This is a genomic window from Micromonospora citrea (genome assembly GCF_049629545.1).
Lineage (GTDB): Bacteria > Actinomycetota > Actinomycetes > Mycobacteriales > Micromonosporaceae > Micromonospora > Micromonospora citrea_A.
The window spans coordinates 155,460-169,630 of the sequence record NZ_JBNADX010000006.1 but is presented as its reverse complement, the minus strand read 5'-3'; the positions used below and the strand labels follow the sequence as shown (position 1 = coordinate 169,630).

The 14,171-nt window shown below is 75.8% G+C and carries 1 protein-coding gene; it reads left to right on the top strand.

Annotated features, from left to right (window positions below; genetic code table 11):
- Window positions 1-42: 42 nt before the first annotated feature.
- Window positions 43-14,154: a type I polyketide synthase gene (locus ACPFP2_RS09840; RefSeq protein WP_424088218.1), complete on the top strand. Its 14,112-nt coding sequence runs from the start codon at window positions 43-45 to the stop codon at window positions 14,152-14,154.
- The last annotated feature ends 17 nt before the right edge of the window (window positions 14,155-14,171 follow it).

Sequence of the window (14,171 nt, the reverse complement as noted above, 5' to 3'; positions counted from 1 at the left end):
CAGCCGCAACGACCACGGCATGCCGAGTGAGGTGGGTCCACGGTGAGCAACGAGGACGAGAAGTACGTCGAGTACCTGAAGCGTACGACCTCGGAGCTGCGGCGCACCCGGCGACGGCTGCGGGAGCTGGAGGCCCGGGACGCCGAGCCCGTCGCCATCGTGGCGATGAGCTGCCGCTACCCGGGCGGGGTGTCCTCACCCGAGCAGCTCTGGGACCTGGTGCGCGACGGCGGGGACGGCATCGGCCCGTTCCCCGCCGACCGGGGCTGGGACCTCGACCGGCTGTTCCACCCCGACCCCGACCACCCGGGCACCAGCTACGTCCGCGAGGGCGGTTTCGTCTACGACGCCGCCGAATTCGACCCCGACCTGTTCGGGATCAGCCCCCGTGAGGCCCTGGCCATGGACCCGCAGCAGCGGCTGCTGCTGGAGACGTCGTGGGAGGCGTTCGAGCGGGCCGGCCTGCCGCTGGCGACCGTGCGGGGCAGCCGTACCGGGGTGTTCGTCGGGGCGGCCTCGCACGGCTACGACGGTGTCATGGCCCAGGCCGAGAACGGCGAGGGTCACCTGCTCACCGGCAACGCCACCAGCGTCATCTCCGGCCGGGTCGCGTACACCCTCGGGTTGGAGGGGCCGGCGGTCACCGTGGACACCGCCTGCTCGTCGTCGCTGGTCGCGATCCACCTCGCCGCGCAGGCGCTGCGCAACGGCGACTGCGAGCTGGCGCTGGCCGGTGGCGTGACGGTGATGCCCACCCCGGCGGTCTTCGTCGGCTTCAGCCGCCAGCGTGGCCTCGCCGTCGACGGCCGGTGCAAGGCGTTCGCCGCCGCCGCCGACGGCACCTCCTGGTCCGAGGGGATCGGGATGCTGCTGCTCACCCGCCTCTCCGACGCCCACCGCCACGGGTACCCGGTCCTCGCCGTGGTGCGGGGCAGCGCCGTCAACTCCGACGGCGCGTCCAACGGGCTCAGCGCCCCGCACGGCCCCTCCCAGGTCCGGGTCATCCGACAGGCGCTGGCCAACGCCCGGCTCACCCCCGAGCAGATCGACGTGGTGGAGGCGCACGGCACCGGCACCCGGCTCGGCGACCCGATCGAGGCGCAGGCGCTGCTCGCCACGTACGGGCAGGAGCGGGGCGAGGCCGCGCCGCTGCTGCTCGGCTCGGTCAAGTCGAACATCGGCCACACCCAGGCCGCCGCCGGGGTCGCCGGGGTGATCAAGATGGTGCAGGCGATCCGGCACGGGGTCGTCCCGCCCACCCTGCACGTGGACCAACCGTCCCCGCACATCGACTGGGACGCGGGCGCGGTCCGCCTTGCCACCGGGTCCACGCCGTGGCCGGCCGTGGACCGGCCCCGCCGGGCGGCGGTGTCGTCGTTCGGTGTCTCCGGCACCAACGCGCACACCATCATCGAGCAGGCGCCCACCCCCGAGCAGGAGGCCGAGGCCGCGCCGGCCCCCACCGCCGACCGTACGGTCGTGCCGGTGCTGCTCTCCGCCCGTACCGACGTCGCGCTCGCCGCGCAGGCCGGGCGCTGGGCGGTCTGGCTGGACGCCGACGCCGACCTGCGTGCGCTCGACGTGGCGTACTCGTCGGTCGCCTCCCGGGCCGTCCTGGACAGCCGTGCCGTGGTGCCGGCCGCCGGTCGCGACGACCTGCTGGCCGGGCTGCGTGCCCTGGCCGCCGGCGCTGCGGCCGGCAACATCCGCACCGGTACGGGCGCGGCGCGCGGCCAGCTCGCGGTGCTCTTCTCCGGTCAGGGCGCGCAGCGCGCCGGCATGGGCCGGGAGCTGTCCGACGCCTTCCCGGTGTTCGCGGCGGCGTTGGACGAGGTCTGCGCGCACCTGGACCGGGCGTTGCCGCGCCCGTTGCGGGAGGTGCTGTTCGCTGCGGAGGGCTCGCCGGAGGCGGGGCTGTTGGACCAGACGGTGTTCACGCAGGCTGGTCTGTTCGCGGTCGAGGTGGCGTTGTTCCGTCTGGTGGAGTCGTTCGGTGTGGTGCCGGACTTCGTCGGTGGGCATTCGGTGGGGGAGATCACCGCCGCGCATGTGGCGGGGGTGTTGTCGCTGGAGCACGCGTGCGCCCTGGTGGCGGCGCGGGGCCGGTTGATGCAGGCGCTGCCCGCCGGTGGTGGGATGCTGGCGGTCGCCGCGCCCGAGGCGGAGGTGGCGGCGTCGATCGACGGCCTGGCTGACGTCGGGATCGCGGCGGTCAATGGCCCGTCCTCGGTGGTGGTGTCCGGCGCGGTCGACGCGCTGGGCGAGGTGGAGCGGGTCTGGCGGGAGCGGGGTGTGCGTACCCGTCGGCTGGCGGTCAGCCACGCGTTCCACAGTCCGCTGATGGAGCCGATGCTCGCGAGGTTCCGGGCGGTGGTGGAGAAGCTGACCTTCGCCGCGCCGCTGCTGCCGGTCGTGTCGAACCTGACCGGTGGGCTCGCCGACGGCGACGAGATCCGCACCGCCGACTACTGGGTGCGGCACGTGCGCGAAGCCGTCCGCTACGCCGACGGGGTCACCGCCCTGCGGGCGGCCGGGGTGGACACGTTCCTGGAGATCGGTCCGCAGAGCGTCCTGACCGCGATGACCGCCGACGTGCTCCCCGGGCACGAGGGCGTGCTCGCCGTCGCCGTACAGCGCAAGGACCGGCCCGAGGTCGCCGCGCTGCTCGCCGCCCTCGCCGAACTGCACGTGCACGGCGTCGGAATCACCTGGCAGCCCTGGTTCACCGACACCGGCGCGCACCGGGTCGACCTGCCCACGTACGCCTTCCAGCACCAGCGCTACTGGCCCGACGGTCCCACCGTGGCCGCCGGACAGCCGGACGGTGTCGAAGGTGACTTCTGGGCCGCCGTGGAACGCGGCGACCTGACCGAGGTCGCCGCCCACCTCGCCGTGCAGGACGATCCGGCCGCCGTCGAGGCCCTCGCGCCCGCCGTGCCCGTGCTCTCCACGTGGCGACGGGCCCGGCTGCGCGACGCCGTGGTGGACGGCTGGTCGTACCGGATCGACTGGGAACCGGTCCGCCCCGCGCCCGCCCCGCACCTCGCCGGCCGGTGGCTGGTCGTCACCACCGACGGCGACGCCCCCGACCCGGTGGACGCGCTGACCCGCGCGGGCGTGCCGGTCGACCACCTCGCCGTGCGCCCCGACACCGGGCGCTCCGAGCTGGCCGAGGCGCTGCGGCGGCACGGGGAACAGGGCTGGGCCGGGGTGCTCTGCGTCCTGCCCGAGCGGGACCGGCCGCTGCCGGACGCCCCCGCGGTGCCCGCCGGCACGGCGCTGCTGCTCACCCTCACCCAGGCGCTGGCCGACACCGGCCTGCCCGGCCGGCTCTGGTGCCTCACCCGGGGCGCCGTCGGCGTCGGCGGCGGCGAGACCGTCACCGATCCCTCGTCGGCGGCGGCCTGGGGCCTCGGCCGGGTGATCGCCCTCGAACAGCCCGACCGCTGGGGCGGCCTGATCGACCTGCCCGCCCGCACCGACGACGCCGCGCCGCTCGACCGGGTCACCGGGGACGCGCTGCTCGCCGTGCTCGCCGACGGCGGCCACGACCAGGTGGCGATCCGCCCGCAGGGCGTCTTCGGTCGCCGTCTCGTGGCCGCCGTCCCGCCTGCCGGGTCGGGTTGGCGGCCGTCGGGCACGGTGCTGGTCACCGGGGGTACCGGCGCGTTGGGTGGGCACGTGGCCCGGTGGTTGTCGGCGAACGGGGCCGCTGAGGTGGTGCTGGTCTCCCGGCGTGGCCCGGACGCTCCCGGTGCGGCGGAGTTGGCCGGGGAGTTGGGCGCCTCGGCGCGGATCGTCGCCTGTGACGTCACCGACGCCGAGGCGGTCGCCGCGTTGGTCGCCGGTCTGCCCGCGCTCACCGCCGTCGTGCACACCGCCGGGATCGTCGACGACGGCGTGCTCGACCGCCTCGACCTCACCCGGATGCAGGCCGTCCTGGACGGCAAGGTCCGCGCCGCCCGGGTGCTGCACGAGGCCACCGCCGGCCGGGACCTCGACGCGTTCGTGCTCTTCTCCTCCCTCGCCGGCGTCGTCGGCAGCGCCGGGCAGGGCAACTACGCGGCGGCCAACGCCTACCTCGACGCGTTCGCGGCCTGGCGACGCGGCCAGGGGCTGCCCGCCACCGCCGTCGCCTGGGGCGCCTGGGCCGCCGACGGCATGGCCGCCGCCACCGCCGCGCTGACCGCCCGACTGATCCGCGGCGGCATCAACCCGCTGCCCGCCGCCGAGGCGGTCACCGCCCTCGGACGCCTCGTCAACACCGCCGCGCCGGCGGTCACCGTCGCCGACGTCGACTGGGGACGCCTCGCCGCCTCCTGGGGCCGCACGGACCCGCTCATCGCCGCCCTGCCCGGGGTGCCCGCCGTGCCCGCCGGTCCCGTCCGAGCGGTGGTCGTCGGCCGGTCCCTGCCGCAGCTCACCGAGCTGGTCCGGACCCAGGCCGCCGTGGTGCTCGGCTACCCGGCCGGCCAGCCGCTGCCCGAGCGCACCTTCCGCGACCTCGGCTTCGACTCGCTCACCGCCGTCGAGCTGCGCAACCGGCTGGCCGCCGAGACGGGCATGACCCTGCCCGCCACCCTCGCCTTCGACCACCCCACGGTCGCCGAACTCGCCGCCCACCTGCACGGCCTCACCGCCGGCCACACCACCGGCGAGGTGGTCGCCGACGGTGCCGACCTGCGCCGCGAACCCGTCGCCATCGTCGCGATGAGCTGCCGCTTCCCCGGCGGCGTCGGCTCACCGGAGCAGCTGTGGGACCTCGTCGCCGGGGGCACCGACGCGATGACCCTGATGCCCGGCGAACGCGGCTGGAACATCGCCGAGCTGTACCACCCCGACCCCGAACACCTCGGCACCAGCTACGTGCGGGAAGGCGGATTCGTCGCCGGGGCCGGCGAGTTCGACCCCGCGTTCTTCGGCATCAGCCCGCGCGAGGCCCTGGCCATGGACCCGCAGCAGCGGCTGCTGCTGGAGGCCACCTGGGAGGCGTTCGAGCGGGCCCGGATCGACCCGACCGCGCTGCGCGGCAGCCGCACCGGCGTGTACGTCGGCACCAACGGCCAGGACTACGGCTCGCTGCTGATGGCCGCCGGGGACGTCGACGAGAACTACCTCGCCACCGGCACCTCCGCCAGCGTCATCTCCGGGCGGCTGGCGTACACCTTCGGGTTGCACGGTCCGGCCGTCACCGTCGACACCGCCTGCTCGTCGTCGCTGGTCGCCCTGCACCTCGCCGCGCAGGCCCTCCAGGCGGGGGAGTGCGACCTCGCCCTCGCCGGCGGCGCCACCGTCATGGCCACCCCCGGCATCTTCGTCGGCTTCTCCCGCCAGCGTGGCCTCGCCGCCGACGGCCGGTGCAAGCCGTTCGCCGGGGCCGCCGACGGCACCGGCTGGGGCGAGGGCGTCGGCCTGCTCGTCCTGCAACGACTCTCCGACGCCAGGCGCGACGGCAACCCCGTCCTCGCCGTCGTGCGCGGCAGCGCCGTCAACCAGGACGGCGCGTCCAACGGCCTCACCGCCCCCAACGGGCCCGCCCAGCAGCGGGTCATCCGGCAGGCCCTCGCCAACGCCCGGCTCACCGCCGCCGACGTGGACGCCGTCGAGGCGCACGGCACCGGCACCACCCTCGGCGACCCGATCGAGGCGCAGGCCCTCATCGCCACGTACGGGCAGGACCGGCCTCAGGACCGTCCCCTCTGGCTCGGGTCGATCAAGTCGAACATCGGGCACACCCAGGCCGCCGCCGGCGTCGCCGGGGTGATCAAGATGGTGCTGGCGATGCGGCACGGGGTGCTGCCGCCCACCCTGCACGTCGACGAGCCCACCCCGCACGTCGACTGGTCCGCCGGCAGCGTCGCGCTGCTCACCGAGGCCCGCCCCTGGGAGCCGGTCGACGGCGTCCGCCGCGCCGGGATCTCCTCCTTCGGCATCAGCGGCACCAACGTGCACACCATCCTCGAACACGCTCCGGAGCCGGAGCTGGCCGCGCCGGCCGCCGACGGGCCGGTCGGCGAGCTGCCCTGGGTGCTCTCCGGCCGTACCGCCGGGGCGCTGGCCACCCGCGCCCGCGACCTGCGCGCCCACCTCGACACCGTCACCGACGCCGCGCTGCCCGACGTCGGCTGGTCGCTGGTCGCCACCCGGGCGTCGCACGACCACCGGGCCGTCGTCCTCGCCGCCGACCGCGCCGGGCTGACCGCCGCGCTGGACGCGCTCGCCGACGGCCGCCCCGCCCCCGACACCGTCACCGGCGCCGCCGGCACCCCCGGGGAGGTGGCGTTCGTCTTCCCCGGCCAGGGCTCCCAGTGGGTCGGCATGGCCGCCGAACTCCTCGACACCGCCGCGGTCTTCGCCGACACCTTCGCCGCCTGCGCCGAGGCGCTGCGCCCGTACGTCGACTGGTCGCCGACCGACGTGGTCCGCGGGGCGCCCGACGCGCCCTCCCTTGAGCGGGTCGACGTCGTACAGCCCACCCTGTTCGCGGTCGGGGTCTCCCTCGCCGCGCTCTGGCAGTCGTACGGGGTGCGCCCGGCCGCCGTCATCGGCCACTCCCAGGGCGAGATCGCCGCCGCGTACGTCGCCGGGGCGCTCAGCCTCGACGACGCGGCGGCCGTGGTCGCCCTGCGAAGCCGGATCATCGCCGGCATCGCCGGGGACGGCGGCATGGTCTCCGTCGCCACCACCGCCGACGAGGCCACCGCCACGATCGCCCGGTGGGACGGCCGGGTCGCCCTGGCCGCCGTCAACGGCCCCACCTCCGTCGTCGTCTCCGGCGACAGCGCCGCCCTCGACGAGCTGGTCGCCCACTACGAGTCCCGCGACGTGCGGGTGCGTCGCGTCCCCGTCGACTACGCCTCCCACTCCGCCCACGTCGAGCCGCTGCGCGACCAGCTGCGGGACCTGCTCGCCGGGCTCCGCCCGCGCACCGCCGAGATCCGGTTCCGGTCCACGGTGGAGGGCGACTGGCTCGACACCGCCGTCCTCGACGCCGACTACTGGTACCGCAACCTGCGGCAGACCGTCCGCTTCGACGACGCGGTGCGCAGCCTCGTCACCGCCGGCTACCAGACGTTCATCGAGGTCAGCGCCCACCCGGTGCTCACCATGGCGGTGCAGGAGAGCGTCGAGCTGGCCGCCGCCGACCCGGGCGCGGTCACCGTCACCGGCACGCTGCGCCGCGACGACGGCGGTCTCGGCCGGTTCCACCGTGCCCTCGCCGAGGTGCACACCGGGGGTACGGCCGTCGACTGGCGGCCCGCGTTCGCCGGCCTCGCCGCGCACCGTCGTGACCTGCCCACGTACCCGTTCCAGCGGCAGCTCTACTGGCCGCAGCCGGCCGCCGCCCCGGCCGCCCCGGGCACCGTGCCCGCCGCCGACGACGGCCTCGACGCCCGGTTCTGGGCCGCCGTCGAGGCCGAGGACCTCACCGCGCTCACCGCCGAACTCGCCGACGCCGCCGACGCGGTGCCCGAGGCCGCGTTCGCCGACGTGCTGCCCGCCCTCGCCGCCTGGCGACGCCGGCACCGCGACCAGGCCACCGTCGACTCGTGGCGCTACCGCGACGGCTGGCTGCCCGTCGCCGAAGACAGCGCCGGTGAGCCCGCCGTCACCGGCCTCTGGTGGCTGGTCACCGGCCCCGACGACACCGGTGCCGCGCAGGCCGCGTTCACCCGGGCCGCCCTGCAACGGCACGGCGCCACCGTCGTACCCGTGGCGCTGGACGCCGAGCGGACCGACCGGGACGTCCTCGCGGCCCGGCTGCGCGACCTCGCCGCGGCCGGACCGGTCGCCGGGATCGTGTCCCTGCTCGCCCTCGACGAGACGCCCATGCCCGCGCACCGGCACGTGCCGGTCGGCTTCGCCGGCACCGTCACCCTCGTCCAGGCCCTCGGCGACGCCGGGCTGCGCGCCCCGCTGTGGACGTTGACCCGGGGCGCCGTCTCCACCGACGCCGCCGACCCGTTGCCGCACCCGATGCAGCAGCTCGCCTGGGGCTTCGGCCGGGTCGCCGCCCTGGAACACCCGGACCGCTGGGGCGGCCTGGTCGACCTGCCCGACGACCTGGACGACGCCGCCGGCCGCCGCCTCGTGCGCGTCCTCGCCGGCGCCGACTCCGAGGACCAGGTGGCGCTGCGCCGCGCCGGCGTGTTCGGCCGGCGGCTGCTGCGCGCCCCGCTCGGCGACGCCCCCGCCACCCGCACCTGGCGGCCCTCCGGCAGCGTCCTGGTCACCGGCGGCACCGGCGCCCTCGGCGGGCACATGGCCCGCTGGCTCGCCGCCAACGGCGCGGCGCACCTCGTGCTGCTCAGCCGGCGGGGTCGGCAGGCCGACGGGATCGCCGAGCTGGAGGCCGAACTCGTCGGCCTCGGCGCGCGGGTCACCGTGGCCGCCTGCGACGCCGCCGACCGGGCGGCGCTGGCCGCCGTCATCGCCGACCTGCCCGCCGAGCACCCGCTCACCGCCGTCGTGCACACCGCCGCGGTCCTCGACGACTCGGTGATCAACTCGCTCACCCTCGACCAGGTCGACTACGCCCTCGGCGCCAAGGTCACCGCCGCGCGGCACCTGCACGAGCTGACCCTCGACCACGACCTCGACGCGTTCGTCCTCTTCTCCTCCATGGCCGGCACCGTCGGCAGCTCCGGCGTCGGCAACTACGCCCCCGGCAACGCGTACCTCAACGCGCTCGCCGAGCACCGCCGCGACCTGGGCCTGCCCGCCACCTCCATCGGCTGGGGCGCCTGGGGTGGCGGCGGCATGGCCGAGGGCGACTTCGGCCGGATGCTGCACCGGCACGGCGCGCCCGAGATGCACCCGAGGCTCGCCGTCGCCGCCCTGCACCAGGCCGTCGAGCACGACGAGACGTTCCTGACCATCTCCCACATCGCCTGGGACCGGTTCTACGTCGCGTTCACCGCCACCCGCCCGGGGCCGCTGATCGCCGAGATCCCCGAGGCGCAGCGGCTCGCCGCCACCAAGGGCCTCGACCGGGCGGAGGAGACCGACGAGTCGAGCCCCGCCGCCGGGTTCGCCCGGATGAGCGCCACCGAGCGGCAGCAGGCGCTGCTCGACCTGGTCCGCGACCAGGCGGCCACCGTCCTCAAGTACGCCGGTGGTCAGGCCGTCGACCCGCACCACGCGTTCCGGGACCTCGGCTTCGACTCGGTGACCGCCGTGGAGCTGCGCAACCGGCTCGCCACCGCCACCGGGCTGCGGCTGCCGGTGACCCTGGTCTTCGACTACCCCACCCCGACCGTCCTCGCCCGGCACCTGCACCAGGAGCTGGGCGGCGGGGCCGAGACGGCGGCGCAGGCCGCCCCCGTCACCCTCGCCGACGACGAGCCCGTCGCCATCGTCGCCATGGCCTGCCGGTTCCCCGGCGGCGCCACCGATCCCGAACGGTTCTGGCAGATGCTCGCCGCCGGCCGCGACGCCGTGTCGGACCTGCCCGGCGACCGGGGCTGGGACATCGACCGGTTGTACGACCCCGACCCCTATTCCTCCGGCACCTCCTACGTGCGCAGCGGCGCCTTCCTGTACGAGGCCGCCGACTTCGACGCCGGATTCTTCGGGATCTCTCCGCGCGAGGCCCTCGCCATGGACCCGCAGCAGCGGCTGCTGCTGGAGACCTCGTGGGAGGCGGTCGAGCGGGCAGGGGTTGACCCGGGGGTGTTGCGGGGTTCGCGAACAGGGGTGTTCGTGGGCACGAACGGCCAGGACTATGGGGCCTTGTTGATGGTCTCGGGCGACGAGGTGGAGGGGTTCGCCGGGACGGGGAACGCGGCGAGCGTGGTGTCGGGTCGGGTGGCGTATGCGTTGGGGTTGGAGGGGCCTGCGGTGTCGGTGGACACGGCCTGTTCGTCTTCCCTCGTCGCGTTGCATCTGGCGGTGCAGTCGCTGCGGCGGGGCGAATGCGACCTCGCCCTCGCCGGTGGGGTGACGGTGATGGCGACACCCGGACTCTTCGTGGAGTTCTCCCGGCAGCGCGGACTGGCCGCCGACGGCCGGTGCAAGGCCTTCGCGGCCGGCGCCGACGGCACCGGCTGGGGCGAGGGCGCCGGTGTGCTCCTCGTCGAACGGCTCTCCGACGCCCGCCGCAACGGACACCAGGTCCTCGCGATCGTGCGCGGCAGCGCCGTCAACCAGGACGGCGCGTCCAACGGGCTGACCGCCCCGAACGGCCCCTCGCAGCAGCGGGTGATCCGGCAGGCCCTCGCGAGCGCCTGCCTGACGGCGGCGGACGTCGACGTGGTCGAGGCGCACGGCACCGGCACCACGTTGGGTGACCCGATCGAGGCGCAGGCGCTGCTGGCCACCTACGGGCAGGACCGCACGCAGCCGCTGCTGCTCGGGTCGGTGAAGTCCAACATCGGGCACACCCAGGCCGCGGCCGGCGTCGCCGGAGTGATCAAGATGGTGCTCGCCATGCGGGAGGGCGTCGTGCCGGCCACCCTGCACGTCGACGCGCCGTCCCCGCACATCGACTGGACGGCCGGGGCGGTGGAACTGGCCACCGAGGCACGGCCCTGGCCCGACACGGACCGGACCCGACGCGCGGCCGTCTCCTCGTTCGGCATCTCCGGCACCAACGCGCACATCATCATCGAGCAGCCCGACGACCCGCCCACCGGCCGCCCCGAGGACGCCCGGAGTCCCGGCCTGCTCGCCGGCGCGGCGACGCTCTGGCCCGTCGCGGCGCGGTCGAAGGTCGCCCTCGCCGGCCAGGCCGCCCGGCTGGCCCGGCACCTGCGGGAGCACGGCGACCTGGATCCGACCGTGGTCGCCTGGTCGCTGCTGACCACCCGCTCGACGTTCGACCACCGGGCCGCGGTGGTCGGGTCGACGGTCGACGAGCTGCTGTCCGGTCTGGAAACCCTCGCGGCCGGTGTGCCGGCTGGCACTGTGGTGTCCGGGGCGGTGTCGAACCACGGTGCCGGTCCGGTGTTCGTGTTCCCCGGTCAGGGTGCCCAGTCGGCGCGGATGGCCGCCGGTCTGATTGGCCGGATGCCGGTGTTCGACGCGCGGCTGGCCGAGTGCCAGCAGGCGCTTGCGCCCTACCTGAATGTGGATCTCGTCTCGGTGTTGACGGGCGAGGACGAGTCGTGGTTGGAGCGGGTCGAGGTGGTGCAGCCGGTGCTGTGGGCCGTCGGCATCGCCTTGGCGGCCGTCTGGCAGCACGTGGGCGTCACTGCGCAGGCGGTGATCGGGCACTCGCAGGGGGAGATCGGCGCGGCCTGCGTCGCGGGCATTTTGTCGCTTGAGGATGCGGCGAAGACCGTTGCCCTGCGCTCGCGGGCCCTGGCGGTGCTGCGGGGCACGGGCACGATGGCCTCGATCGACCTGCCCGCCGACGCCGTGGCGGAGCGGTTGCCGGCGTTCGAGGGTGTCGGTGTGGCGGCGGTGAACGGTCCGTCGACGGTGGTGGTGTCCGGTCCGCCGCAGCCGGTGGCCGATCTGGTCGACGCGTGTCAGGCCGACGGTATCCGCGCCCGGCTGATCCCGGTCGACTACGCCTCTCACTCCGCTGCTGTGCAGGACGTCGCCGAACAGCTCCGCGCGGATCTCGCGGACGTCGCCCCGCAGCCCGGCCACACCCGCCTGGTGTCCACGCTGACCGGTGAGTGGGTCGATCCGGTCACGATGACGGCCGACTACTGGTACGACAACCTGCGTCGCACCGTGCAGTTCGACGCGGCCGTGCGGGTGGCGATCGCGGCGGGGCATCGCACGTTCGTGGAGGTCAGTCCGCATCCGGTGCTGACGATGCCGGTGACGGCGATCCTGGACGACACCGACACCACCGGGCACACCCTGGGCAGCCTGCGCCGAGGCGACGACGACCCGACCCGCCTGCTGACCAACCTCGCCACCGCCCACACCATCGGCCTGCCCGTCGACCTGACCCGGGTGCTCGCCGGCACCGACACCGTGCCGCTGCCCACCTACGCCTTCGACCGGGACCGGTACTGGCCCACCGCGACCGCCGGGCAGGCCGGCGCGCCGGAGAGCACCGGTGACGACTCCGTGTTCTGGGCGGCCGTCGAGCGGGAGGACCTGGCCGCGCTCGCCGAACTCACCGCGCAGAACGCCACCGACTCCCTGCAGCGACTGGGCGCGGCGTTGCCCGTGCTCGCCTCCTGGCGACGGCAGCAGCGCGACCGCTCCACCCTGGACGACCTGCGCTACCGCGCCGTCTGGCAGCCGTACACCGGCACGCCCGTCAGCTTCCTCTCCGGCGCCTGGTGGGTCGTCGCCGACGACCGCCACGCCGACGAGGGCGAGCAGGCGGTCACCGAACTGACCCGCCGGGGCGCCGACGTCCGGCTGGTGCTGCTGCCGGATGAGACGGCCGACCGGGCCGCCGTCGCCGCGCAGCTGAGCGCCGCGACCGCCGACGGCGTGCCGGCCGGCGTCCTGTCGCTGCTCGCCCTCGCCGACGGCGCGGTCGACGACACCCAGCCGGTGCCGCCGTTCCTCGCCCGGTCCCTCGCCCTGGTCCAGGCCCTCGGCGACCTCGACGTGGCCGCGCCCCTGTGGTGCGTCACCCGGGGCGCCGCCGGCACCACCCGGGGCGGGACGGCCGACCGGCCCGAACAGTGCCTGCTCTGGGGCCTCGGCCGGGTCGTCGCACTGGAGCACCCCGAGCGCTGGGGTGGCCTGGTCGACGTGCCGGCGACCCTCGACGAGCACGGCTGGGACCTGCTCTGCGCCGCCCTCGCCGGCCTCGACGGCGAGGACCAGTTGGCGATCGACGGCGCCACCGTCCTCGTCCGCCGGCTCGTCCGGGCCCCCGGCGGCGACGCCGCCGCCGACGAACCCGACCACTCGGGCACCACGCTGGTCACCGGCGGCACCGGGGCGCTCGGCGCGGAGGTGGCCCGCTGGCTGGCCGCCCACGGCGCCGAACACCTGCTGCTGGTGAGCCGCCGGGGCGCGGACGCGCCGGGCGCCGCCGAGCTGGCCCGGGAGCTGACCGACGCGGGCACCCGGGTCACCGTCGCGGCCTGCGACGTGGCCGACCGGGCGGCGCTGGCGAAGCTGCTCGACGAGGTGCCGGCCGACGTGCCGCTGACCGCGGTGGTGCACGCGGCGGGCGTGCTGGACGACGGCGTCCTCGACGGGCTCACCGCCGAGCGGATCGCCGGCGTCCTGCGGCCCAAGGTGCTCGGCGCGCTGCACCTGCACGAGCTGACCGTCGGCCGGGAGCTGCGCGCGTTCGTGCTCTTCTCGGCCATGGCCGGCCAGCTCGGCGCCGCCGGGCAGGGCAGCTACGCCGCCGCGAACGCGTACCTCGACGCGCTCGCCGAACAGCGGTGCCGGCAGGGCCTGCCCGCCACCTCGATCGCCTGGGGCCCGTGGGCCGCCGGCGGGATGGCCTCGGCCGACCAGGCCGTGGAGGAACGCCGCCGCCGTACCGGCGTGGCCCGCCTCGACACCGCGCCCGCGTTCGCCGCGCTGGCGCGGTCCATGGCGCGGCGCGAGCCGGCGACGCTGGTGGCGGCCGTCGACTGGGCCCGGTACGTGCCCGGCTTCGTCGCCGTGCGGCCCAGCCCGCTGCTCGGCGGCGTCCCCGAGGCCGCGCGGGCGGTCGCCGAGCGGGCCGACGACGCCGCAGCGTCCGCGGAGTCGCTGGCCACCCTGCTCGCCGGGCAGAGCGACGCCGAGCGGCGCAAGACCCTGCTGGAGCTGGTACGCGGCCAGGCCGCCGCCGTGCTCGGTCACGCCTCGATGGACGCCGTCGAACCCGACCGGGCCTTCCGGGAACTCGGGTTCGACTCGCTGACCGCCGTGGAGCTGCGCAACCGGCTCACTGCGGCGACCGGGGTCCGGCTGCCCGCCACGGTCGTCTTCGACTACCCGACCGCCGCCGGCCTCGCCGAGTACGTCCGGGCGGCGATCGTCGACGGCGGGGTGGTCGGGGTCGCGCCGGTCTTCGGCGAACTGGACAGGTTGGAAGCGGCGCTCGCCGGCTCCGCGCCGGACCGCAGCGCCCGGATTCGGATCACCGAGCGGCTGCGGACGCTGCTGGCCTCCCTCAACGAGGACGACGGCGCGGCCGGCGGCGGCGGGGACACCGTCGCCGAGAAGCTCCAGGACGCCACCCCGGACGAGGTCTTCGACTTCATCGACCGGGAGCTGGGGGTGTCCTGACGTGATCGCTGCTGGGT